The organism is Gilliamella sp. Bif1-4 (assembly GCF_001690535.1).
In the GTDB taxonomy this organism is placed as follows: domain Bacteria; phylum Pseudomonadota; class Gammaproteobacteria; order Enterobacterales; family Orbaceae; genus Gilliamella; species Gilliamella bombi.
In genome coordinates this window covers 103,630-129,160 of the sequence record NZ_LZHC01000010.1, presented here as the reverse complement: position 1 = coordinate 129,160, position 25,531 = coordinate 103,630, and the positions used below count along the sequence as shown (strand labels likewise).

General features: G+C 34.2%; 23 protein-coding genes and 2 pseudogenes. 16 read left to right on the top strand and 9 right to left on the bottom strand.

All coding sequences use genetic code 11. The annotated features are described in order from the left end of the window. The first annotated feature begins 1 nt into the window (after position 1). From A9G25_RS01180 to ispC, 8 genes and pseudogenes are all read left to right on the top strand, one after another. The gene (locus A9G25_RS01180; protein WP_065625387.1) at positions 2–484 is read left to right on the top strand and encodes a hypothetical protein; all 483 of its coding nucleotides are present in this window, start codon (positions 2–4) and stop codon (positions 482–484) included. Between the two features lie 65 nt (positions 485–549). Further along, entirely contained in the window at positions 550–1,917 is a 1,368-nt protein-coding gene (locus A9G25_RS01175; protein WP_081297093.1) for a VWA domain-containing protein, read from the top strand. Positions 1,918–2,048: 131 nt separating this feature from the next. Continuing rightward, the gene (locus A9G25_RS01170; RefSeq protein ID WP_065625385.1) at positions 2,049–3,497 is read left to right on the top strand and encodes a VWA domain-containing protein; all 1,449 of its coding nucleotides are present in this window, start codon (positions 2,049–2,051) and stop codon (positions 3,495–3,497) included. A 652-nt stretch (positions 3,498–4,149) separates the two neighbouring features. Further along, positions 4,150–4,326: a hypothetical protein gene (locus tag A9G25_RS12720; RefSeq protein WP_176701048.1), complete on the top strand. Its 177-nt coding sequence runs from the start codon at positions 4,150–4,152 to the stop codon at positions 4,324–4,326. 216 nt (positions 4,327–4,542) lie between these two features. Next, positions 4,543–4,824: pseudogene (locus A9G25_RS12495) on the top strand (IS30 family transposase); the annotation flags it as partial. Between the two features lie 310 nt (positions 4,825–5,134). Further along, on the top strand, positions 5,135–5,800 hold the full coding sequence (gene deoC, locus A9G25_RS01165) for a deoxyribose-phosphate aldolase (RefSeq protein WP_065625384.1): 666 nt from the start codon (positions 5,135–5,137) through the stop codon (positions 5,798–5,800). Positions 5,801–5,861: 61 nt separating this feature from the next. Further along, on the top strand, positions 5,862–6,623 hold the full coding sequence (gene deoR, locus A9G25_RS01160; RefSeq protein WP_065625383.1) for a DNA-binding transcriptional repressor DeoR: 762 nt from the start codon (positions 5,862–5,864) through the stop codon (positions 6,621–6,623). Between the two features lies 1 nt (position 6,624). Then, positions 6,625–7,803, top strand: coding sequence for a 1-deoxy-D-xylulose-5-phosphate reductoisomerase (gene ispC, locus A9G25_RS01155; RefSeq protein ID WP_065625382.1), 1,179 nt, complete (start codon positions 6,625–6,627; stop codon positions 7,801–7,803). A 137-nt stretch (positions 7,804–7,940) separates the two neighbouring features. Here the strand turns inward: ispC and A9G25_RS01150 are convergent, their stop codons facing one another. After that, positions 7,941–8,900 (bottom strand): aminoimidazole riboside kinase, encoded by a 960-nt coding sequence (locus A9G25_RS01150; RefSeq protein ID WP_065625381.1) that lies wholly within the window; start codon positions 8,898–8,900, stop codon positions 7,941–7,943. 313 nt (positions 8,901–9,213) lie between these two features. Here A9G25_RS01150 and A9G25_RS01145 point away from each other — a divergent pair, with 313 nt between their 5' ends. Then, positions 9,214–10,683 (top strand): glycoside hydrolase family 32 protein, encoded by a 1,470-nt coding sequence (locus A9G25_RS01145; protein WP_065625380.1) that lies wholly within the window; start codon positions 9,214–9,216, stop codon positions 10,681–10,683. Positions 10,684–10,727: 44 nt separating this feature from the next. On the opposite strand, the gene A9G25_RS01140 is transcribed toward A9G25_RS01145, so the two are convergent. Continuing rightward, a complete protein-coding gene (locus A9G25_RS01140) occupies positions 10,728–11,732 on the bottom strand; it encodes a LacI family DNA-binding transcriptional regulator (RefSeq protein WP_065625379.1) in 1,005 nt (334 codons plus the stop codon). Positions 11,733–11,927: 195 nt separating this feature from the next. Between A9G25_RS01140 and A9G25_RS01135 the strand changes: the two genes are divergently transcribed. Together A9G25_RS01135 and cysE are read left to right on the top strand one after the other, a co-directional pair. Further along, positions 11,928–13,172: an oligosaccharide MFS transporter gene (locus A9G25_RS01135; RefSeq protein ID WP_065625378.1), complete on the top strand. Its 1,245-nt coding sequence runs from the start codon at positions 11,928–11,930 to the stop codon at positions 13,170–13,172. Positions 13,173–13,352: 180 nt separating this feature from the next. Then, positions 13,353–14,114, top strand: coding sequence for a serine O-acetyltransferase (cysE, locus tag A9G25_RS01130; protein WP_065561301.1), 762 nt, complete (start codon positions 13,353–13,355; stop codon positions 14,112–14,114). Positions 14,115–14,176: 62 nt separating this feature from the next. Here cysE and A9G25_RS01125 read toward each other — a convergent pair whose 3' ends face one another. From A9G25_RS01125 to A9G25_RS01100, 6 genes and pseudogenes are all read right to left on the bottom strand, one after another. After that, a complete protein-coding gene (locus A9G25_RS01125; RefSeq protein ID WP_065625377.1) occupies positions 14,177–15,010 on the bottom strand; it encodes a mechanosensitive ion channel domain-containing protein in 834 nt (277 codons plus the stop codon). A 61-nt stretch (positions 15,011–15,071) separates the two neighbouring features. Next, positions 15,072–15,665 (bottom strand): nucleoid occlusion factor SlmA, encoded by a 594-nt coding sequence (gene slmA, locus A9G25_RS01120; protein ID WP_034909580.1) that lies wholly within the window; start codon positions 15,663–15,665, stop codon positions 15,072–15,074. After that, positions 15,662–16,120: a dUTP diphosphatase gene (dut, locus tag A9G25_RS01115; RefSeq protein WP_034909576.1), complete on the bottom strand. Its 459-nt coding sequence runs from the start codon at positions 16,118–16,120 to the stop codon at positions 15,662–15,664. The genes slmA and dut overlap by 4 nt, the downstream gene beginning before the upstream one ends. After that, complete coding sequence (coaBC, locus tag A9G25_RS01110) at positions 16,104–17,330, bottom strand: bifunctional phosphopantothenoylcysteine decarboxylase/phosphopantothenate--cysteine ligase CoaBC (RefSeq protein ID WP_065609213.1); 1,227 nt, start codon at positions 17,328–17,330, stop codon at positions 16,104–16,106. The genes dut and coaBC overlap by 17 nt, the downstream gene beginning before the upstream one ends. A 52-nt stretch (positions 17,331–17,382) precedes the next feature. Continuing rightward, positions 17,383–19,044: a DNA repair protein RecN gene (recN, locus tag A9G25_RS01105; RefSeq protein WP_065625376.1), complete on the bottom strand. Its 1,662-nt coding sequence runs from the start codon at positions 19,042–19,044 to the stop codon at positions 17,383–17,385. A 490-nt stretch (positions 19,045–19,534) separates the two neighbouring features. After that, positions 19,535–20,434: pseudogene (locus tag A9G25_RS01100) on the bottom strand (IS30 family transposase); the annotation flags it as partial. An 87-nt stretch (positions 20,435–20,521) separates the two neighbouring features. Between A9G25_RS01100 and A9G25_RS01095 the strand changes: the two are divergent. From A9G25_RS01095 to A9G25_RS01085, 4 genes are all read left to right on the top strand, one after another. Continuing rightward, on the top strand, positions 20,522–20,821 hold the full coding sequence (locus A9G25_RS01095) for an IS3 family transposase (RefSeq protein WP_065625375.1): 300 nt from the start codon (positions 20,522–20,524) through the stop codon (positions 20,819–20,821). Positions 20,822–20,904: 83 nt separating this feature from the next. Beyond that, positions 20,905–21,150: an IS3 family transposase gene (locus A9G25_RS12195; protein WP_065625644.1), complete on the top strand. Its 246-nt coding sequence runs from the start codon at positions 20,905–20,907 to the stop codon at positions 21,148–21,150. 13 nt (positions 21,151–21,163) lie between these two features. Continuing rightward, a complete protein-coding gene (locus A9G25_RS12190; RefSeq protein ID WP_081297090.1) occupies positions 21,164–21,658 on the top strand; it encodes an integrase core domain-containing protein in 495 nt (164 codons plus the stop codon). A gap of 476 nt (positions 21,659–22,134) precedes the next feature. Beyond that, complete coding sequence (locus tag A9G25_RS01085) at positions 22,135–23,370, top strand: DNA cytosine methyltransferase (RefSeq protein ID WP_065625482.1); 1,236 nt, start codon at positions 22,135–22,137, stop codon at positions 23,368–23,370. Here the strand turns inward: A9G25_RS01085 and A9G25_RS01080 are convergent. Continuing rightward, positions 23,355–24,461, bottom strand: a complete 1,107-nt coding sequence (locus A9G25_RS01080) for a hypothetical protein (protein WP_065625374.1) — start codon at positions 24,459–24,461, stop codon at positions 23,355–23,357. The genes A9G25_RS01085 and A9G25_RS01080 overlap by 16 nt on opposite strands. A 370-nt stretch (positions 24,462–24,831) precedes the next feature. Between A9G25_RS01080 and A9G25_RS01075 the strand changes: the two genes are divergently transcribed. Beyond that, positions 24,832–25,383, top strand: a complete 552-nt coding sequence (locus A9G25_RS01075; RefSeq protein ID WP_065625373.1) for a YagU family protein — start codon at positions 24,832–24,834, stop codon at positions 25,381–25,383. Positions 25,384–25,531: the final 148 nt, after the last annotated feature.

Sequence of the window (25,531 nt, the reverse complement as noted above, 5' to 3'; positions counted from 1 at the left end):
TATGAAAAAAAAATATCTTCTATTACTCAGCCCGTTTATTTTTTTAGTTGGTTGTTCAACAACGCCCGAACAGTGTGATCCAACTAATACTAACATTGGTATTATGGACAAAATCAGCTGTAATTATTCAGGGAATTACCAAACTCGAATTGATCAAAAAAAGCAAATTCTAGAAAATGAAGTAAGAGCTAATCAGCAGTTTAAAGAAATTTATGCCGTAATTGAAAAACAAAAAAATGACACTTCATTAAGCATTAAACAAAAACAGGCACAGCGACAAAAATTAAAAACTGATTTAACTAAACTAACTGATGAAGTTAAACAAAAAGCTCAAGGCCGTGACGATCTACAGTCTCAAGTCAGAGATATAGAACAGCAACTGAAAAAAGTTAACAATTCAGGTAGTTCTGAACTTGAAAAACAAGTTGAGTTAGAAAAGTTAAACAAAAAACTTCAACAATTACAAAAGGCACTGAATATATAAATATATTCTTGTTTAATCAATATTCAAACAAAAACTGAAGTTAAATAAAAGGGAATAAATAGGCAATGCAGCGAATAACAAGAGTTATGTGTGATCGTAATAATTCTGAAAAGATATCTTTATTAGATCAATATAATTCATTGTTAGCATTGATTAAACCATATTTAACTGATCGTACTTTTTCTATCTTAGCAATAGCAAGATTGATTGACGACAATCAATATATTGGTTGGTACACCGAGTTAGAAGGACAACCTGTTTTATTGAACGAAATTAGTAATCAGTCACTTAAAGCTAAGATAGAAAAAACGCTACAAGATCGTATTAACGATATCGAAAAAACTGTTAAGCTAATACCCATAACAGCTGAGCAGCAGACATTTATTTCATCATGGTTACCTAGAATTAAAAGTTTAGGCAATCATATTTATGTTATTAATGATGAACCGGTTATTGTTAATACCTTTGAAGACCCTGTTTTACCTGCTCCAGCACCAGTTATTCTTCCAAAATCATTTTGGCGTTGGTGGCATTTTTTACTTCTGGCTCTATTATTACTTTCTTTGCTTGGTATTCTTTGGTATTTATTTTGCCCATATGGAAAAGCAAAACCTACGGTTTCTGATACAAAACCTGTAATTACTCAGCCAGTTGAAGAAAAGAAATCAGACCCACCAAAAGAAGAGCAACAACCTGTTGTAAAATCGGAGCCTGAACCGATACCAGCACCTAAAAGTTGTATTACTCGTGAAGAAATTGCGAATAATACAGACACACCAAAAATGGTTATGATATTTGACAATTCAGCATCGATGTCATTGACTTTAATGGAAACTCAGGCATCCATAAATCAATACTTGCATGCTGATTTTTATTCAATGACACAACAAGAAATTGATGAATATGAAAAACGAATGACTCGCTTACCAAATCGGTTATCAACAAGTAAAAAAGTAGCATTGTCGAGCATTGATAAAATACAAGCAGACGTTAATATTGCGCTAGTAACTCTTTCTGCTTGTCCTGTTGCACAAACTACACCATTTTATCATTATGAAAATAGAAGCAAGTTAAAAAATAAAATAAGTAGGTTACAACCATTAGAAAATAAAAGCGCAACACCTTTATATAGCGGTATAAAACAAGCAAGTAAAATGCTTGATGGTGTAAACCGTGATGATTACATATTAGTTATTAGTGATGGTGAAGATAACTGTACCAAAGCTAATATTTGTGCTTTAGCGAACAAAATTGCCGCTCAACAACCTCGTTTAAAAATAAATATTGTTGATATCGCAGGACAGCATAAAATTGATTGTGTGGCAAACAAAACTGGAGGTAAGGTTTATATAGCTCAAAGTCCAAATCAGATAATTAACCAAATGGATAAAGCTATTTCAAGTATGAATATTAGTAAACCTATATGTGAATAATCAATTTTAAATAAAACGATGCAATTAAATAAATCGAATGTATCGTTTTTTATATTTTTATCTATAACAACGAGTTATCTTTAGCTTATTTTTAGAGTAATAATATGAGAATGTAAGGAATTAAATCAATAATGCAACGAATAACGCGGATAGTCTTTGATTATAATAATCTAGAGAAAATTTCTCTATTAGAACAATATAATTCCTTAATATTATTATTAAAATCACATTTAACTGATCGTACTTTTTCGGTTTTAGCAATACCAAAATTGATTGATAACAATGAATATATTGGATGGTACACTAATCTTGAAGGGCAACCTATATTACTTGATAGTCTTGTCGATGAATCGCATAAAAACAAAATAGCCAAGACATTACAAACACGTATTAATGATATTGAAAATGCTATTAAACTAATGCCATTAAACGATGAAGAACGAAATTTAGTTTCAGCATGGCTTCCAAGAATTAAAAGTTTAGGTAATCTAATTTATGTTATTAATGATGAGCCCGTTATTATTAACACCTTTGAAGAACCAGTTTTACCTGTAGTAGCCCCAGTTATTCCACCAAAACCATTTTGGCGTTGGTGGCATTTTTTACTATTAGCCTTATTACTTGTTGGTTTACTTGGTATTCTGTGGTATTTATTTTGTCCTTTTGGTAAACCTAAAACGGTTGTTCCTGAGCCAATAGCTATTGTTGCACCAGCTGTTATAGTGAAGAAACCTGAACCTAAACCGGCACCTGAGCCTGTTCCTGAGCCAAAAGATACCGTGCCTGAAGAATCTAAGCCAATTGCAACATCAGAGCCTAAAACAGCATCGGTACCTGAGCCACCGTTAAAGCCAAAGGTAAAAAATCCACCGAACTGTATAACCAAAGAAGAGATGAATAAAGATCCTAATCCATCTAAAATGGCAATAGTGTTTGATAATTCATTATCGATGACAGTAACATTAAATGAATCGCCATCAGCGGTTGAGCAATATTTTCGATATTTGACGTATGGTAGTAATATGTCAGAAGAAGAAAGAATCAAATACGAAAAGCGTATGACCCGTTTACCAACTCGTTTATCAAGTAGTAAGAGTGTGGCTACATCGAGTATTGATAAGATACAACCGAATATTGGTATTTCACTGGTAACATTGACTAATTGCCCTGCAGCAGATGTTACGCCGTTTTATAATTACAAAAATCGCCCATCACTAAAGCATAGAATTAGAAACTTAACACCGACTGCAGCTGGAGGAGGAGGAACACCTTTATATAATGGTTTAGAAAAAGCTAGTAAAATGCTTGATGGCATAAACCGTGAGGATTATATTCTTATTATTAGCGATGGTGAAGATAATTGTACAAGGAAAAATATTTGTACATTAGCAAATTATATAGCTGCACAAAAACCACGATTAAAGATTAATATTGTGGATATTGCTGGTGAACACAAAATTGACTGTATTGCTAATGCAACAGGTGGAAAAGTTTATATTGCTCAAAGCCCTAAGGATATGATTAAGCAAATGAATAAAGCGGTTTCAAATTTGAAAGTTGATAGGCCTGTGTGCCAATAAATAACAAAAAATTATATTAACTCATTTTATTGAGTTTTTTAATTCAATTATACAGCTATACAGTTATTTGAGCTCGACAATGTTTCGGACTTTTTTATAGAATAAATAACATTCATACTAACGTCCGATTTGGCGAATTTTATGCGAAATTCCATAAGGCCAAGCCAACAGGAATGTTTGGCTGCTAGTCAAGAACGGATTATAGCGGATGAGTTAAAACCGAGCGCTGGCGGATATATTTTCTGTAACAAATTTGAATATCTGAGCAAAGTGAAGATTATCTCGAAAAGGCGAGTATCAGGATAATATGAGTAAATATAAGTAGGCTTCATTCTGCACAGCTAAGCATGAGATTGTTAAATGGGATCTGGCAATTCGCATAGCTTGCTTGCCACTATTGCTATTTATTCCACCAAAAGGCTAAAACGTCTAAAACCACTAAACCAAACAAAATTTTAGCACGCTATAACCAACAGATTTAATTTAAAAAAGCAAAATCAAAACATAATCAAGCCTACCAAGCACATGAGGCGGTGACACTGGCTCGGAAAAGGCGAAAAAACAGCGATAATGGTAAGCCAATAGTGGCTTCGGTATGGTGTCAAGTTGAAAAATACCTAATACATTATTACAGCCCAGAGCAGATTGCCGCATGTTTAAAAAAGTGAGTGCCCAATCAAGCTATAACTATATTTATCAAAATAAAGTGCGCAATGAACAATTCAAACCTTATCTAAGGCGAAAAGGCAAAGCTTATCGGCATTGCAAGGCGCCGAATATTAAAGAAGGAAACCGCGCCGATATAAACGGTCAATTAAACAACGTCTAAGTTATGTAGAAAACCGAAAAACACAAGGACATTGGCAAGGCGATACCATTATTAGCTGTAAAGATAAGCAAGCATTGGTGTCGTTAGTTGAACGCAAAACCGGGCTAGTATTAATTGGGCACCTTAATCAACGCACTGCCTCCGAAACGAGAAATATGATAATAAAATTGCTAACGCCGTTTAAAAAATGGTTAAAAGCATCCCTTTGATAATGGAACCGAATTTAATTATCATCATGCTATTGAGCATTATTTAAATACTACCGTATACTTTGCGGAGCCTTATAAAAGCTGGCAAAGAGGCACAAATGAAAACACCAATGGCTTAATACGTCAGTTTATACCTAAGTCAGCAGCTATTTCATTAATTGACGACGAACAGATAAAGAAAATACAATATCTATTGAACTCTCGCTCAAGAAAACGGCATAAGTTTAAAAAACCTGCCGCTTTTTATTCTAAGGAGTTAAGACGGATTGCACTTCATTGTGTAATCTAGGTTTTAATAAAAAATAATATTTTAGTTTATTCATTTTATTCCAACGTCAGGATGTGCCGTCACCTAAATGAGGTTAGCATGCCAAATAAAAATGTTTGGCGAAGCGTTGATATAAATGTTATTTCTTTCACAAAAAGACTAAAAATTAAACACACATTTTTATCTGTACTATTTCAAGCAATTACGACATAATGTTATAAAAATAACAGTATTTAGCTATATTTGTTATTTTTATAACATCACTATTTATATACTACATCTAACAATATTTAATTAAACATTATTACAAAGAAATTTTAAGGATCTCGTTATGAGTTATGCAAAGTATATTGATCATACTTTACTCGCAATGAATGCGACCGAAGATCAAATTCGTAAGCTTTGTGATGAAGCAAAGGAATATCATTTTTATTCAGTTTGTGTAAATTCAGGTTATGTGCCTTTAGCGGCAAGGTTACTTAATGGCACAGACGTAAAAGTGTGTTCAGTGGTTGGCTTTCCACTTGGTGCAATGCTAACTAGCGCTAAAGCCTTTGAAACCGAAATGGCGGTTAAAGCAGGCGCGCAAGAAATCGATATGGTTATCAATGTCGGTTGGTTAAAAAGCAATGATTGGGATGCGGTTAAACAAGATATTGAGGCGGTATTTAACGCTTGTGGCGCTGTGCCATTAAAAGTGATTTTAGAAACCTGCTTATTAACTAAAGACGAAATTGTTAAAGTCTGTGAAATCTGTAAGCAAATCGGCGTTGCTTTTGTTAAAACCTCAACAGGATTTAGTGTATCTGGCGCAACGGTTGATGATGTTAAGTTGATGCGTGATACCGTTGGCAATGAGATGGGCGTTAAGGCATCGGGTGGTATTCGTGATCGCCAAACGGCTGAAAAAATGGTTCAAGCGGGGGCTTCGCGTTTAGGGGCTAGTGCTGGTATTGCGATTGTTTCTGGTGATGTAACTTCGACCAGTGATTATTAATCAATGATATCAATTAATAAGCTACTTATGTAGCTTGTTATTATTGATTTATGGGATCAGCATGGAAACACAATCACAAAAAAGAGTGAATGATCTTATTCAACTTTTAAAAAAAACAGATAAGATTCATTTAAAAGAAGCCGCTAAGTTGTTGGCTGTTTCAGAAATGACCATTCGCCGAGATTTGAGCAATTTTGGTTGTTCCCTAAGTGTTTTGGGTGGCTATGTTGTTAGTGATGCTCGTCATCAAATTACCCCGTATTTTTTGTCAGACCAACAAGATAAACAGGTTTATGAAAAACAATATATTGCCAATATAGCTAGTAAATGCATTGTAGAAAACGATACCGTTTTTTTTGATTGTGGTACCACTATTCCTTTTATTATTGATGCCATTGATGATGAGATAAATTTTACTGCTATCTGTTATTCATTAAACGCATTTTTAGCATTACAAAATAAATCTAATTGTAAGACAATTTTATGTGGAGGTCATTATCAGGCTAATAATGCGATTTTTAGCGCTATTGGACAGCATAGTGGATTAAATTCGATTTGCCCAAATAAAGCATTTATTTCGGCCGCAGGGATTGATATTGAACAAGGTGCAACTTGTTATCATTTTGATGAACTTGATATGAAATTGCAGGCTATAAAAAAATCAGGTCAAAATATTTTGATTGCCGATCATACTAAATTTAATCAAGTTAAACCGGCTTTTATTGGTGAGTTAACTCTGTTTAATCAAATTATTACAGATAAAGTGCCAACCAAGGAATTTATTAATTTTTTAGCTAATCATAATATAGATTTAATGTATTAATATGAAAAATATCACAATTTTAGGTTCGACAGGTTCAATTGGTTGCAGTACGCTAGCGGTTATTGCTCAAAATCCACATCTATTTAAAGCTTATGCTTTAGTAGGAGGTAATAATGTTGCCAAAATGACTGAGCAATGTCTGGCTTTTAAGCCTAAATACGTTGCCATGGCAACAGCGCAAGCTGAGATGGCATTAAGAGCAAATCTTGCCAATCTAAAATTGGATATTGAAGTGTTAAGTGGTGAACAAGCCATTTGCGAATTAACGCAGTTGTCCGAGGTCGATCAAGTGATGGCCGCAATCGTTGGAGCCGCAGGATTAAAACCAACTCTTGCTGCGATTAAAAAAGGTAAGCGTATTTTGTTGGCCAATAAAGAATCGCTAGTAACCTGTGGACATTTATTTATGCAAGCGGTTAAAGAGTATGGTGCTGAGTTGTTGCCGGTAGATAGCGAACATAACGCTATTTTTCAAAGTTTACCAACGACGGTACAGCATGATTTAGGTTTTGCTAACCTTGCTGAGCATGGTATTACTAAAATCGTGTTAACAGGTTCTGGCGGACCATTTCGTGATTGGGATTTAGCTAAACTGGCACATGTCACCCCCGAGCAAGCGGTTGCTCACCCTAATTGGTCGATGGGTAAAAAAATATCTGTCGATTCAGCAACGATGATGAATAAAGGGCTGGAATATATTGAAGCTCGTTGGCTATTTAATGCCAGTGCCGACGAAATGGAAATTATTATTCATCCGCAATCAATTATCCATTCAATGGTACGTTATCAAGATGGTAGTGTGATAGCTGAACTTGGTGTGCCTGATATGTGCACGCCAATTGCTTATGCCATGTCTTACCCCGATCGTGTTCCTTCAAGCGTACCACCTTTAGATTTTACGCAAATTTCGTCGTTAACATTTAAACAACCTGACTTTGACCGTTATCCATGTTTAAAATTGGCAATCGATGCCTTTAATCAAGGGCAAGCGGCTACCACGGCGCTCAATGCCGCCAATGAAGTTGCGGTTGAAGCATTTTTGCAACATAAAATTGGTTTTATGGATATTGCTAAAAATGTATCAAAAGTATTAGATCAATTGGCTTTCCCTGAGCCATCGACAATTGATGATGTTTTTATGATAGATCAATGGGCAAGATCACAATGCAGTCGGTGTTAAATGCTATTTGATTTTATAAACAGTAATTTAACTAAATAGTTAAGTTATTGAGTGGTAAAGGGCAGTCAATAACAATTATATTTTGAAACTATTGTGCTCAATCTTGCTGCCCTATTAGTAAGTTTTTACTATTTTTATTATGCCATTTGTTTTGCTGTTAATGTTGGACTATCGCTAATAAATGATTGTAAAAATGTACTATCAGGTAGTGCAGTTAATGCGCCTTTTTTGGTTGTAGCTAAGGCTCCACAAGCACTGGCAATGGTCATCATGCTTTCTAACATCAGTTTATCATCAGGCATGCCTGATGATGCAATACTGCTGAGTAATCCTGCGACAAAAGCATCACCTGCACCGGTTGTATCAACACTATTTACATGGTACGAATCAAACGAAAATGTTTTGCCTTGCCATAATACAATGCTGCCATCTTTACCTTTGGTAATTAATTTTAATGATGCTTCATAGTGTTGTTGTAGTTTATTTAATGCTTCACTCCAATCATTGCTTTGAGTTAACCAAAATAGTTCTTCGTCTGATAGTTTGAGGATATCAGCATCATGACAAAATTGGGTAATGGTGGTGCGCATTTCGTCTTTATTGGCCCACATCTGTTCGCGCAAGTTAACATCAAAGCTGATTAGGCCATTTTTAGCGGTAAGCTGTTCAATCGCAATTTTAAGTGTTTGACGGCAGGTGTGGCCAACTAGCGCCAAAGAGCAAAAGTGTAAAATATCTTGGTTAAAATTAGGAATTGCTTGCTGAGATAAAAATTGATCAGCTGAAGGTGAAACCAAAAAAGTAAAACTACGTTCACCGTTTTTTCCTAAATCAACAACCACAGTACTTGTTCGATGATGTTCATCTTTTTCAAGGCTTTGACAATCAACGTTATATTGGCGGAATGTGGTTTCCATAAAATCACCAAAAGGGTCATTACCAACACGACCAATAAACGCTGAAGGCAACCCTAATTTTGCAACACCAATTGCAACATTTGCAGGTGCGCCACCAGCACATGCTTTATAATTCATATCACCAAATGGCAATAAATCAATAACGGCATCCCCAAGGGACCAAACTTTAGTATTATTCATTTTTTAACTCGATTATAGTTAGTTACTGCGGTAATCTAGTATAGAGACAGATTACTTGAGTTTTTTGAAATATGTCATCTTTTTACTTTTTAGTAAAGTCATTAATAGTTAATCTGTTGTTGAATTTATAATAGTCATTTTTTAAAAGTCCGCCATAGACTAAATCATTTGACAAAAAATTCATTGTTAACGTTAAAAATATGTGACTATCATCACATATTTTATCGCTAATTTCATTAACAGTTAACGTTAATAATTAAATTAAGATACTATTAAATAAAGGTATCTAATATTGGATAAAAAAGGGGTTTTTATGTCTACTGCTATTGATAAAGCCAATCTAGCTGTTAAAAATTTAGAAAAAGTAATGAATAAACAATATTATCCACATTTTCATTTAGCTCCACCAGCTGGTTGGATGAATGATCCTAACGGTTTGATTTATTTTAAAGGTCAATATCATGCCTTTTATCAGCATCATCCTTATAATGAAAATTGGGGACCAATGCATTGGGGACATGCTGTTAGTGATGATTTAATCACATGGCGAAGGTTGCCAATAGCTATTGCTCCCGATCAAGAATTTGATAAGTCAGGCTGTTTTTCTGGATCGGCCGTAGATAATAATGGTGAGTTATGCTTAATTTATACTGGTCATATATGGTTGAGTGGCCAAGGTTATGATGAACAGATTCGACAAAGCCAATGTCTTGCAACTAGTAAAGATGGCATTCATTTTGAAAAGCAAGGCACAGTACTTATACCCCAAGACGGAGTAATGCACTTTCGCGATCCTAAAGTGTGGCAACAAGATGGTAAATGGTGGATGGTTGTTGGTCAAAGAACGCCAAATAATGTTGGTCAAGTTTTACTATTTAGATCTGATGATTTAAATGAATGGCAATTGGATCATGTTGTAGTGAGTGATATCGATCCTGATGTTTATATGCTTGAATGCCCTGACTTTTTTCCACTTGGTGATAAATGGGTTTTGATGTTTTCACCACAAGGGTTGAAAGCAAAAGGTTATCAGTATCGTAATCAATTCCAATCAGGCTATATAGTAGGTAATTGGCAACCTGGGCAGCAATTTTCAATAGTTAAACCCTTTCAAGAAATGGATTTTGGACACGATTTTTATGCACCGCAATCATTTCTTGCCGCTGATGGACGTCGTATTATTTTTGCTTGGATGGATATGTGGCAGTCAGCCATGCCAAGCAAAAAAGATAAATGGGCAGGCGCATTTACACTTCCTCGTGAACTGATTTTAGATCAAGATAATAAAGTCAGAAATCGCCCAATAAAGGAACTTGAAGCATTGCGCGAAAAGCCAAAATCATTTGATGAAATAATGCTCAATAGTGAGCTTAAAAATACCAATATTGAGTCAATTTGTTGTGAACTTTGTGTTGAATTTGATCTAAAAGAAAGTGATGCTGAGCGTTTTGGTTTGCAACTTGCTGCCACTGAAAATGGTAAACAAGCAACATTACTATATGTTGATTTACAATCTAATCGTATTGTTCTTGATCGTAGTTTATCTGGTCTTGAATTAACTGGTTATCGTAGCGTACCATTACCAGAGAGCCAAAAATTAACTTTACATGTGTATGTTGATGCTTCATCTGTAGAAGTATTTGTTAATGGTGATTTATATAGCCTTTCAAGCCGTATCTATCCAAAATTACCAGCAGAGCGAGTAGTTAATTTATTTGCTGAAAATGGTAGCGCCAAAATAACCAAAGTAGATAGCTGGCAGCTAAAAACTATTTATGCGTAATTGATGATTGAATTGATCGCCATTTGGCGGTCAATTTAAGTAAGCTATAATGAATTCCTTTCTAAATAAGGTGATGCTACCTGTATTATCTGTTTTTGGTTTTTGTTATTAATTATATGTAAAGCTGCTTGTTCTCCAATCTCATAATGAGGCAATTGCACTGTTGTCAGGGGGGGATAAAATAGTTCTCCAGTACCTACCATGTTATCGTAACCTAATACAGCCACATCAGAAGGAATATGAAGTCCTTGACCGAGTAAATATTGATAAGCAACAAAAGCTATTCGATCATTACCACAAATTAATACATCAAAATCGGGTTTTTTATTACAATGCTGTTTGAGTATATCAACCGTCATCATATATTCTTGAGAAAGATCATCTGATAAAGTTGAGGTATGGTAACTAGTAATCTTATTTAAATTGTAACCCGCATCTAACCACGCTTGCTCAACAGCTTTACGTCTAGTTTTCCCTGCTAATGTGGTTTCTGATAAATAGATGCATAATGGTTTTTTATAGCCTTTCTTTATTACCTGTTGCATGGCTTGATATTGACCAAAATAGTCATTTGGAATGTAGCAAGCTAGTTGTTTTGAATCACTTATACAGTTGGCTAATACAACATTTTTATCTAATAACTTTTCAGGAAGTTCAACTTTTCTTAATCCCATCGTGGTATAGATAATACCGTTAGGGCGATATGATAGCAGGGTGTTTATTGCATGATCGGGATCTTTATCATCAAATAAATTAACTATAAAGGTATTCCAGCCATGATCTTGTGCAGTCTTTTCTATGGCTTGTAGTAATTCTACCGAAAATGGCGTCATTGCTGTTTCTAATGCCAAAACACCAATTGCTCTTGGTCCTGAATTATCACCACGAATCTTCCTTGCCGATAAGTCAGGTACGTAATTAAGGTGCTCAATAGCTTGTTTAACGCGTTTGTAAGTTTCTTTATTTAATTTTTCAGGGTTATTTATTGCGCGTGAAACCGTCATCAATGAAACAGATGCTAGCTTTGCAACATCCTTAAGTGAAGCCATAGTTAAATCCTTTTGTTTAACAAGATAAAAATGATTATCAGCCATTACTATGCATGATGATACCACAAATAGAAATGATAAAAAGTGTGAGGTAAGTAACATTTATGACAATTGGTTCTATCTATTTAGTATCAAATATGACAATAATGTTAACGTTAAACTTCATCGATTTTCAACAATATAAGAGTAATAAACATGAATATGATAAAAAATAGAAACTATTGGTTCTCGTCTGGTTACCTTATTACTTTTTATGCTGCGTGGTCGCTGTGGTGGTCTTTTTACGCAATTTGGCTAAAAAGTAAAATTGACTTATCCGGTGAGCAGTTAGGTATTGTTTATGCGGCTAATTCTGCCGCAGCCATGTTTTTCATGATTTTCTATGGCATTATCCAAGATAAATTACAAATAGGTAAAGCCGTAGTGACCTTCCAAAGTATTATCATGGTTCTTATTGGCCCTTTTTTAATTTATGTGTATGAGCCTTTATTAAAAAATGATTTTATTTGGGGTGTTTGTATCGGTGCACCAGTTTTAAGTGCCAGCTTTATTTCGGGCAGTGCTTTGATTGACTCTTTTATTGAACGTATTAGTCGATTATTTGGCTTTGAATTTGGTCCTGCTCGTTTTTGGGGATCATTTGGTTATGCTGCTGCAACGTTTGTTGCGGGTATTTTATTTGGCATTGATCCTCATATTAACTTTTGGATGGCGTCGGGTGTTGCGGTTATCTTTTTCACCATTAATATGATATTTAAGCCAAAACAATATCAAGCATCACCAACTGAAAATAACGATACTACTTTAGTAGAAAAAACAACGACTATACCAACAATGGGCGAAATCTTATCGCTGTTTGGTTTGCAAAAATTTTGGTTGTTTGTGTTGTTTGTTATTGGTACTTATAGTTTTTATACTATCTATGATCAACAGTTATTTCCTAATTTTTATACTGGTTTTTTTGAAAAACCAGAAGATGGCTATCAAGTTTACGGTTATTTAAATTCCTTCCAAGTCTTTTTAGAAGCAACTTGTATGATTATTGCTCCTTATTTTATTAACAAAATGGGAGCTAAAAAATCGCTATTAGTTGCTGCACTAGTTATGATTTGCCGAATTGCATTATCTGCAACGTTAGATAATATTTATCTGATATCATTCGTTAAGTTATTTCATGCAATTGAAATTCCATTATTTATTTTGGCGATGTTTAAATATATTGTAGGTAATTTTGATGCTCGGTTATCTGCTACACTTTATTTAGTTGGTTTTAATATTTCATCAAATCTTGGCGTTATTGTGTTGTCATGGTTTGTGGGTAAATTATTTGATAATACAGGATATGCGACAACATTTTATGTGCTCGCAGGTGTTGTTTTGATTACTTCGATAATAGCTATATTTACTTTAAGTGACGAAAAAAAAGCAAAACAACAATGATTTTAAATTAGCTCTAATAATTATAAAAATGGGGACATATTGTTTCCATTTTTCTTTTTATTGATGTCAAATCAATACAACCCTTGCTTCTAAGGAAAGTTTGCGAAACAATATTAGCAATTTAGATAATATGTATAGGGACTTGTAGTGAACGATGTAAAAGTAGTTGTTAAACCCGAGATGTTATGGCAAACCATTCGACAAGAAGCTTCTGAATTAGTTGAAAGCGAGCCGATGTTAGCTAGTTATTTCCATGCAACATTACTCAATCATGAAGATCTGGGGAGTGCTTTAAGCTATATTTTAGCTAATAAGCTTGTTTCTCAGGTTATGCCCGCTATTGAAATTCGTGAAATTGCCCGTCAGGCTTATCAAGCGGACCAAAATATTATTCAGTCAGCTATATGCGATATCATGGCTGTTTATATTCGCGATCCAGCCACTAATTACTATTCAACACCACTTCTTTATTACAAAGGATTTTTATCCTTGCAAGCTTATCGAATTGCACATTGGCTTTGGAAGCAAAATCGTAAGTCATTGGCTATTTTTTTACAAAGCCAAATTGCGATTGTATTTGGCGTTGATATTCACCCTGCGGCAAAAATTGGCTGTGGAGTAATGTTTGATCACGCAACAGGTATTGTTATTGGAGAAACAGTGGTAATTGAAAATGATGTTTCTATTTTACAATCGGTTACATTAGGCGGAACGGGTAAAGAAAATGGTGATCGCCATCCAAAAATTCGTGAAGGGGTGATGATAGGAGCTCATTCAACGATTTTAGGTAATATTGAAATAGGCAAAGGTGCTAAAATTGGAGCTGGCTCTGTTGTGTTAGATCCCGTACCTCAGCATACAACCGTTGCAGGTGTACCAGCCAAAGTGGTGGGTTGCCCTGATTGCGAAAAACCAGCTCTAAATATGGATCAAGATATTTAATTGTTATTAGATAATAAAAAACTCCGTTGATAAAACAGACGGAGTTTTTAATAATTGATTGGCTACTTATTGTTAAGATTTACATCCATTGTTGGGTATGGAATATTAATATTATTTTCAGTTAATCCATTTTTGATATTTTCAAGCAGCTCACCTTTTACCGTGCCATAATTTTCGTTTAATGTCCAAACTAACACATTAAAATTCATCGAGGACGCATCTAAAACATCTAATCGAATGGTAGGCTCTTTGGATGTTAATATATTATTAGTTTTATCAACTGCTTGCTTTAACACTTGATAGACTTTTTGAATATCTGAATCATAACCAACATTAACCACCAAATCTAAACGTCTTTCTGGTAAGCGAGTATAGTTGATAATATTAGCACTTACTACTTGGCTGTTAGGAATTATAACTAGTTCGTTGGTTGGTGTAACAATAGATGTTGAGAAAATTTGTATAGAATCAATAATACCTTGCTGACTATTGATTATTACCGTTTCACCGACTTTAAATGGACGAAAAATAATTAAAATAACTCCAGCCGCAAAGTTAGATAGTGAACCTTGTAACGCTAAACCAACAGCTAAGCCAGCCGCACCAATCACTGCAACAATAGATGCTGTTTGTACTCCTAATTGACCTAAAACAGCAACCAATGTCATTACAATAGTCGCATAGTATGCTAATGCACTAACAAATTTAACAACAGTTGGATCAACGTGTCGATTTGATAATATTCTTTTTAATTGGTTACTAATAAATCTAGCGATAGTTCTACCAATAACAAAAATTATAATGGCAAAGCAGAAATGAGCAATATAGCTAAATACAACCCCATCATATTTTTCGATAAATGAAAGGGTGTAATTTAAGAAACCTTCAAAATTCATATTATTATCCTCAGTAATGGGTAATAGAAATTTTTGTTAAAGCAATTTAATTCGCAATTGGCTAAACAAGTTGTTTGATTAATAAAGACCAACGTGTATCAAAATTAGTTGTTGGTAGATATTTAAAACCTGAACGAGAATAACGTGCCATCATGCCCTCGCAAAAAGCTAATAATTGGCTAGATAAAATGCGTTCATCAGTTATGAAGGCAACACCTTCACGAATTTTTCGCTCGCGTAAAACTTGTTTAATTTGAGTTTCAATTCGTTCAAATAGCTGGCTAATACGTTCTTGTAACTGATCTTGCTCAAACATTAATGCGTGCCCAGTCATAATTCTGGTTAATCCTGGGTTCTTTTCAGAAAACCCTAATATCAAAGCAAGAATAAGTTGTAACCGAGTAAATGTATTTGGCTCTTCATGCATGATCACATTTATACGGGATAACAAGATATCTTCAATATAGACAATTAAACTTTCAAACATTTTTGTTTTACTTGGAAAATGTCGATATAAAGCTGCTTCAGAAACACCTACTGTTGCAGCTAATTTAGCTGTAGTTATTCTTTGAGTGCCTTCATTAGATTCAAGCATTTTTGCCAATGCTTGTAAGATATCTTCTTTGCGATTTCTATTTTTGCTACTCACGATCATTTTTTACCCGAATGTCCAAAACCACCTTCGCCTCGTGCTGATTCAACAAATTCATCAACAATGTTAAATTCGGCTTGTACAACCGGAACAATGATTAGTTGAGCAATTCGATCGCCTGCTTCAATCACAAAAGGAGTTTGGCTTCGATTCCAAACAGGAACAAATAGTTGTCCTTGATAATCTGAATCAATCAAACCCACCAAATTACCAAGTACAATACCATTTTTTGAACCAAGCCCTGAACGCGGTAACACTAATGCCGCTAAACTAGGATCAGCAATATGCATTGATAAACCAGTCGGGGTTAGGATAGTTTCTCCTGGTTTTATTTCGGTTGTTTTATCAAACATTGCTCTTAAATCAATGCCTGCAGATCCTTCAGTTGCATAAGTAGGTAGAGGAAATTCGTTACCTAAACGTTTGTCTAATACTTTTATATCAATTTTTCTTTTCATCATGACTCGCTTTATATCGTGTTATAACAGTTTGAAGTAACTGTGTTGCTAATTGGTTTTTACTGCTTAATGGTAACGTTTGCTCACCATTTTGCCAATACAGTGTTAATTCATTTTGATCGGAATTAAAGCCAATGGTTTTATCAGAAACATCATTAGCACAAATTAAATCTAAGTTTTTTGCGGTTAATTTTTTTAGTGCATAAGCTTTAACATCATTAGTTTCAGCGGAAAATCCTACCACAAAAGGGCGATGTGTTTTTAGCGCTGCGACACTTGCTACAATATCGGGATTTTTAACTAATTCAATCACAAGTTCATCGTTATCGCCCGTTTTTTTAATTTTTTGTGTCGCAATTGTTTTAGCATGATAATCGGCAACAGCGGCACAAGAAATAAAAATATTTGATTTTTTAGCGTGATTCATTGCTTCATCGTACATCTGTTTAGCGCTTTTAACGTCAATTCGGTTGACATTATTCGGCGTATGTAAATGAACTGGTCCACTAATTAATGTGACATTGGCACCCATTTGAGCAGCGGCGTTTGCAATTGCAAATCCCATTTTTCCTGAACTGTAATTACTAATATAACGAACTGGATCGATTTCTTCGATTGTTGGTCCTGCCGTAATGGTAATTGATATATCTGAAAGCACTGAGGTTGATTTAAAATAGTGGGTTATTTCTTCAACAATAGTGAGCGGCTCAAGCATACGTCCTGGTCCAACATCACCGCAGGCTTGAAAACCACTGTCTGGACCTAAAATTAAGGTATTTCTTGACGCTAATACAGATAAATTATGTTGAGTTGCGGCGGCTTTATACATTTGTTGATTCATCGCCGGAGCAATGGCAATTGGCGAAGATGTTGCTAAACAAATTGTTGATAACAAATCATCGGCAATACCATTTGCCATTTTAGCAATAATATTGGCGGTTGCAGGCGCAATTAATACTAAATCTGCCCATTTGGCAAGTTCAATATGACTCATAGAAAGCTCGGCCGATGGATCAAAGAGATCACTAGAAACCTGATTGCCAGAAACAGCTTGAAGCGTCATTTTAGTGACAAAATGGCTAGCAGAATCAGTCAAAACTACATGCACTTGCGCGCCAGATTTTTTTAAATGGCGAACAAGGTCAGGACATTTATAAGCGGCAATCCCACCAGTAATCCCTAACAAAATACGTTTACCCGATAGACTCATGATCATGCTTCCTTCACACCAAAAATGAAAGCGTTATATTACCACAATTAAGTTAGATAATAAGTAGCTCTTTCGCATTGGCTAATGTTGCATCTGTAATTTTATCGCCGCCTAATAATCTCGCTAACTCGTTTAACCGCCCATTTTCGTTTAATTTTTGCATATCTGTAGTGGTTTTTTTACCATTAGTTTGTTTACTAACAAAATAGTGTTGATTAGCTTGTCCTGCAACTTGTGGTAAATGAGTAACGGTAATTACTTGAGTTGATTGTCCAAGCTGCCTTAATAGTTGCCCCACTTTTGCGGCGGTTGGACCGCTGATCCCAACATCGATTTCATCAAAGATTAAAGCTGGCGTATCCATTTTTTGCGCAGTTAAAACTTGAATTGCCAAAGCAATACGCGATAATTCCCCACCCGAAGCAACTTTAGCCAGTGGTTGGGGGCTTTGTCCTACATTAGTACTAACTAAAAAAGTGACTTGATCAGCACCATCTTCATTTAATCGATTTTCGTCAAAAGCAATATCGATACTAAATTGTCCATTAGGCATAGATAATTCATGCATAATAGTGGTGACTTTTTTAGCTAATGTTTTGCTTATCGTTAACCTTTTTTGATGCAATTTTGTAGCAATTTCAACGGCGATTTGATGGTATTTAGTAATATCATTTTTAAGTTGTTCACTTTGTTCATCTTGCTGATTAATTTGTTTAAATTCAGCTAACAAAGTTTGATGTAAATCTGGCAATTCTTCGGGCGAGACATGATGTTTACGCGCCAAAGCAATCTGTTTAGATAACCGCTGTTCTAGTTGCATGACTCGAGCAGGATCGAGTTCTAAACGTTCACTATAATGACGAAGCTCATCACTTGCTTCTTTAATTTGAATAGATGCCTCTTCCAACATGTTATAAACGTTATTTAACGCTGGATCGAGCGAGGTTAGTTCTTGAACACTATTTTTCACACTGCTTAGTAAATTACTAACGTTATAGTCGTCTGCCTCGTCTAACAACATGACAGATTGCTGGCTTAGATTAATTAACTGTTCGCTATTAGATAACCGTTTGTACTCTTCATCAATTTGTTGAAACTCCCCTTCAATGGGCGAAAATTCATTAAGTTCTTTTAATTGATATTGCAAAAGCTGCATATGCGCATCACGCTCTTGCCTTGTTGTTTCGTATTGTTGGTAAGCCCGTGTTGCCTCTTTCCATTGCCTATAGGCTTGATGCATTTGAGCAAGTAGTGTTGATTCATTCATATAATGATTTAACAACAACTGCTGATAATCACTGCGTAACAGGCGTTGATGCTCATGTTGCCCATGAATTTGAATCAACATTTGCCCCAAATCTTTTAATTGCGAAATAGGAACAGCTCGACCATTAATAAACGCTTTAGAACGCCCATCTTGATTAATTACTCGTCGCAAAATGCACTCATTGCCATCATCAAGTTGATTTTCTCGTAACCAAGCAAAAGCCGCTGGCGTATCATCAAGCACAAAACAAGCCGAAATATCAACACGATCAGCGCCATGTCGAATAGATGAAGCATCAGAACGATTACCTAAACATAATCCCAATGCATCAATAGCAATCGACTTCCCCGCTCCTGTTTCCCCCGTAATAGCGGTCATCCCCAAAGAAAAATCCACAAGCAACCGATCGACGATAGCAAAATTATTAATAGTTAGTTGAGTTATCATAATAAATTAATAAATAAGGCTAGTTGTAATGTTAGCAGTATAGCAGTAAAAACACTGTAAATAAATACAGGTTTGTGTTTTTGTTTTTTGGGAGGGGGCGAGGATATATATAGGTATAAAGTGATTTTGCCATATCAATATTGACAATAAGGATTGGTTGTAACACCAAAAGAAAAATTTACACACAATTTTTAGCTAAGATAAAACATAATTTGTATTCATCTATATAATTTTCTTAGTTATTAATGAATAGAATCTCAAGTTAGACCAAATTAAGCTAAATATTTTTAAGTGATCGCCATTATTGCTTTTTAGCTGATTTCGATGAATTTTTCAGTTGGCAGCAATCAAGTTTATCTATATTTTGAATCGGTAGCCACAATATCCATATACCTAATTTATCAAATAATCATTTAATATAAGAAAGAATTTAAAAATATTACTTTATAATAAAATTTTGAAAGATTTCCATAAAACTAAACTGCTTTACCTAGATTATACCATGAAGTGCAATTCTTCTTAGCTCCTTAGAATAAAAATCGGCAGGGCTTTTAAACTTATGCCGTTTTTTTGGGCGTGTGTTCAATAGATATTGTATTTTCTTTATCTGTTCGTCGTCAACTAATGAAATGGCCGCTGACTTAGGTATAAACTGACGTATTAAGCCATTGGTGTTTTCATTTGTACCTCTTTGCCAGCTTTTATAAGGCTCCGCAAAGTATACGGTAGTATTTAAATAATGCTCAATAGCATGATGATAATTAAATTCGGTTCCATTATCAAAGGTGATGCTTTTAACCATTTTTTTAAACGGCGTTAGCAATTTTATTATCATATCTCTCGTTTCGGAGGCGGTACGTTGATTGAGGCGCCCAATTAATACTAGCCCTGTTTTGCGTTCAACTAATGTCACCAATGCTTGCTTGTCTTTACGGCTAATAATCGTATCTCCCTCCCAATGTCCTCGCGTTTTCCGGCTTTCTACATAACTTGGACGTTGTTTAATTGACCGTTTATATCGGCGGTCTCCTTCTTTAATACTCGGTGCCTTACAATGCCTATAGGCTTTGCCTTTTCGCCTTAGATAAGGTTTGAATTGTTCATAGCGCGCTTTATTTTGATAAAGATAGTTATAGATTGATTGGACGCTGACTTTCTTTAAACGTGCAGCAATCTGCTCTGGGCTGTAATAAAGCATGAGGTATTTTTCAACTTGACGCCATACCGAAGACTCTATTGGCTTACCATTACCGCTGTTTTTTCGCCTTTTCCTAGCTAGGGTTACCGCATCATGTGCTTGATAGGCTTGATTAGGTTTTGAGTTTCTTTTTATCTCTCGACTTATTGTCGAAGGATGTCTATTGAGTAGCTGGGCTATCTCTTTTTTATTCTTTCCGGCTTGTGGATAGGCTACACTAAATCATACAACTTTTTTAAGGGGTAAGGTAAACTTATCACAACTAAAAAAGGAACAAATATGAATAAGATTAAACGCAAAAGACGAACATTCACAGATGATTTTAAACACCAAATGGTCAGTCTTTATCAACATGGTAAATCACGTAGTGAAATCGTTGCCGAATATGATTTGACACCATCAGCTTTGGACCGTTGGATAACGCAAGCAAACCAAAGCGGCTCATTTAAAACAAAAGATAATCGCAGTCCACAAGAACAAGAGTTAATCGCGTTGCGTAAAGAGCTTAAACAACTCCGTATGGAAAACGATATTCTAAAGCAAGCAGCACTGATAATAGGGCGAAAATCGCTATCCTAAAAGCAAATCGACATCGTTATAGCATAACAAAGCTATGTCAATATTTAGGATTATCAAAACATTATGCTTATTATCAGTGTAAATTGAATAGACAAAAATCAGTAGGGCTTTATGCCGATAAAATCGTGACGCTATTTAATCAGAGCTATCAGTCTTATGGTACAAGACGAATTCGTTTTGATTTACAGAAAGAGAATATTTGGGTGTCACGCCGTTACATTGCTCGGGTGATGAAAGCCTTATTGCTGGTATCAAAATACACCGTTAAACGTTATCAATCTCACACTACGGAAGTGAATGAAACCGCCACAGAAAATCACCTGCAATGACAATTTGATGTAGGTGATAAAAAAACAAATTGTTGTTGCGGATTTAACCTATATTCAAGTTAAGCAACGTTGGAACTATTTATGTGTTTTAGTGAACTTATCCGATAGGCAAATTGTCGGTTATCATGTTGGTCAACATAAAACAGCAGAGCTTGTTATGTCGGCATTAAGCCAAATTAAACAACCATTATCAAAATTAGATTTATTTCATTCAGACCGCAGTAAAGAGTTTGATAATCGGTTATTAGCGGATTGTTTTAAGACATTTAATATCACGCATTCATTAAGCAAGAAAGGGTGTCCATATGACAATGCGGTAGCGGAAGCGACATTTAAAACAATTAAAACGGAATTTGTAAAAGGCCAACGTTTCAACTCAACGGCTGAGTTACAACGCGCTTTTTCGGCTTATGCCTATTGGTATAATCATAAACGATTACATTCTTCGTTAGGCTACTTGCCTCCCGTTGAATTTAAAAAACACTTACCCCTTAATTTTTTTGTTTGAAAATGTGTTGCCATTCCATTGTAATAATACGAAAATCTGGTATCTTTCCTTCCTAGAAAGGTGATTATAATACATAGCAATCTCCAAACTGTGGTGGTGCGAAGGTGCTAGTATAAATCACCTTTCTACTTTCTTCACTCCACCGTGTTTAAAATTGCACTTCATGTTTGAATCCAGGTTATTATAAATATTCTTATTATGATTTAACTGTATGAAAATAAATTTTTTATAAAGCAATGAATAGTTGATTTTTTCGTTATAACGAATATAATTATTTTTAATTTTCGTTATAACGAATTTATTGTATGATGAAATATGTATCAGCAAAAGAAAAAGCAAATGAATGGAATGTTTCTATTCGTAAGGTTCAAATATTATGTAAATCAGGGAAAATAAGTGGAGCCTTAAAAAAAAGCGGGGTGTGGCTTATACCTGATAACGTATGTCAAGAAATAAAATGTAAAAATGAAAAAAAATTGAATTTATTGTCACTTTTCTCAGGTTGCGGAGGAATGGATTTAGGATTTGAAGGTGGATTTGAAATATTTACTAATTCTTATAATCCTAGAATAAATTCAGATTGGAAAGTAAAAATCAGAAAAAATAATAGAATTTTATTACCTCCAACAAGGTTTCAGACAATTTTTGCAAACGACATTAGACCTGATGCTAGAACAGCATGGACATCTTATTTTGAGAAAAAAAGAAAGCATAGCTCTGTTTATTGTTTAGATAGTATAGTCGACTTAGTCAAATTGCATAAAGATAATAGGCTCAACATTTTTCCTTCTAATGTTGATATAGTAACAGGTGGTTTCCCTTGTCAAGATTTCTCTATTGCAGGAAAAAGAATGGGGTTTAACTCTTCTAAATCTCATTATGGGAAAAGCACTATTTCTGAACCATCAATTGAGAATAGAGGACAACTTTATATATGGATGAAAGAGGTAATTACTATCACTCAACCCAAAATATTTATTGCTGAAAATGTTAAAGGACTGATAAATCTTGATGATGCAAAAGACGTAATTGAATCTGATTTTTCTAATATTTCTGGTGGAGGTTACTTAGTTTTACCAGCAAGAGTATTATTAGCTGCAAATTATGGGGTACCACAGAACAGAGAAAGAGTAATTTTTATTGGTATAAGAAAAAAATCATTAAAGAATGGAATACTTGATCTTTTGACAAAAAAAAATATTCCAGTTGAATTAGATCCATATCCTCAATTTACACATTCAGATAATAAAATAACTGGATTAAAGAGTTTCGTTACTTTAAAAGATATCCTCTGTGATTTAGTTGAACCAGAATTAAGCGATGATATAGATCATAAACGTTATTCTAAAGCTAAATTTATGGGAAAACACTGCCAAGGACAAAATGAAATTAATTTAGATGGCATAGCCCCTACAATAAGATCTGAACATCACGGCAATATTGAATATAGACGATTATCCAAAGAAAATGGAGGACGTTACATTAATGAAATTGATGCAGGGATGAAAGAACGAAGATTAACAATTCGTGAGTGTGCAAGGATACAAACATTCCCTGATAATTATAATTTTATTCAAGAAGGTAAAAATGGATATAAAAATGTTTCAGCATCTGATGCTTATAAACTAATAGGGAACGCCGTACCCCCTTTAATGGCTTTTCATATTGCAATGAGAATACAATCATTGTGGAATACCTATTTTGGAGAATAATTAATTAAGGCACTTAATATAAATTCCAATTCTGTATAGTCTAATTGTGATTGATTATCGTTATTGAAATTTTCCCAACTAGATAAAATAGTTGTTAGCCAATAATAATGCCTTTTTGTGATGTTATCATTTTTTATAATATATTGCGGCCAATATATTTTTAATTCATCAAGAGATATATTGTTAAAAGCATCTTTTACAAAGCTTATCTTTTGTTGTAAATTATATATAACTCTTGGATAAGGTTGTTTTGACACAAAATTTTGTATTTTTATATATGTTTTTCCTCCGGCAGAAAACTTGTCTCTTAAACTAGCATCGGTAATGCTATAATTTTTCATAAGCCATTTAGCTAAATTATTATATTTATATTGATTTGATGTTAGAAAAAGAATTTCAGGAAACAAAACATAAGCTTTTCCATAAATTTCATCAGTTAATAAAGGTTCTTTTTGTTTAAATTCACTTAACGAAGAAATAATAGCAGGGGATGTTTTATCTGTGATTTCATTTGGTAACCACCAAGCTGTTTCACCTTGTGCACTGAAGTAATCAACAATTAGTTTTATGGGATCATTACAATTATTTAATTGAGAATAGCTAATGCCACTTTTTTTAAAAAAAGTATTATCGTTAGAAATAGAAAGATCTATTTTGTACCTTGGGCTATGAGTTACTACTATATCTGATATACTATCTTCATATCGTTTGGTTTTTATTTCTAAACCTTTTTGGTTATATTTAATAAAAATAATATATGTATCGATAACTTTAATGCTAGTTTTTCCTAAAATACTATTTCCGTTAGTGACCCAACTATTACCTGATGATTTTGTGCTTTTTACTTCAATACCAAATGTTCGACCTGAACTAAAGGTATAAGTTATATCAGGGAATTGGTGGCCACCTTTAAAATAATTAACTTCACATTGAATTTTATTTTGTTTGAATAAATCCAGTGAAATATCATATATAATTTGCTCACTAAAAACGGCAAGATCCTTGCCCTTAAAAATATTATGTTGTTGTTCTTTTTTATATAGTTCATCTATTATTTTATCTATAAATAAACAGAATTCCTGTGCGTTCATATCTAAACCATATTGCTAGTAGTATGATGAAAAGCTAAATATAGCAATATATTATAAAATAATCCAATAAATATAGCTGTTTGTTTTTTAATAAATTCAAGAGGATCTTTTTGTGTCTCTGGAAATTCTATATGTTTAAATGGAAAGTTAATCAAATAATCCCACCTGTTTTTTAAGACTATATCATTCAGAATCCTATACCGTTTAACTATAAATAATCATAATATCTGATTCATTTAAAATAGACTTATATAATCACCACCACTCATCACAATAACTTTTACACCTTACCCCACTTATTCTTCTTTTATCCCAAATTACACAGGAGTATAATTTATACACCTATTATTATAATTATGGAAAACCCAGTATGTTTGGAAATAAAACAAATCGTCAAGTCATTATTTGGACAACAATCATTGGTGGTTTTATTAGTGCTTTAGTTAAGTGGGGATCCGAGGTTAATATGCCTCCTCGTGTCCCGGGTGAAATTTCGCCTCCAGCGGCACATATTGATGCATGGCTTGGTTGGTTAGGGATTGATTCTCATTCACTTGATTATATTTATCAAACAGCAACTGTTTCTGGTGCGGTAACGCTTTATCACTGGTTATTCAGTTTTGCTTTTGCCTTTGTTTATGTGGCTGGTGCATATTATTGCAACAAAATCCGACTATGGTATGGCGCAGTTTATGGCACGATTATTACTATCTCTATGCATGGTTTTTTAATTCCATTACTTGGTTTTCGTCATCCTGCTTATGATGCCGAAGGTACTGTTGGTTGGTTATGGAATTTAAATGGCTATGAGCTTTGGAGCGAAATTTTAGGTCATATCTATTGGGGCATTTCAATTGAAATTTGTATGATTGCCGTTCTTGCTCATTTTTCAAGACCTATTCGTGGCGAGTGGCGTCAATAATTTAAGTTAAATCACTTAATACTAAATCCTACTATTTAACTATAGTGGGATTTTTTATTTTATTGGTTATAGCTAAAAACTATATTAACCAATAAAAAACTAGAATTATTCAATACCTATTTTTTTTGTTATCTTCTTTATCACTAAA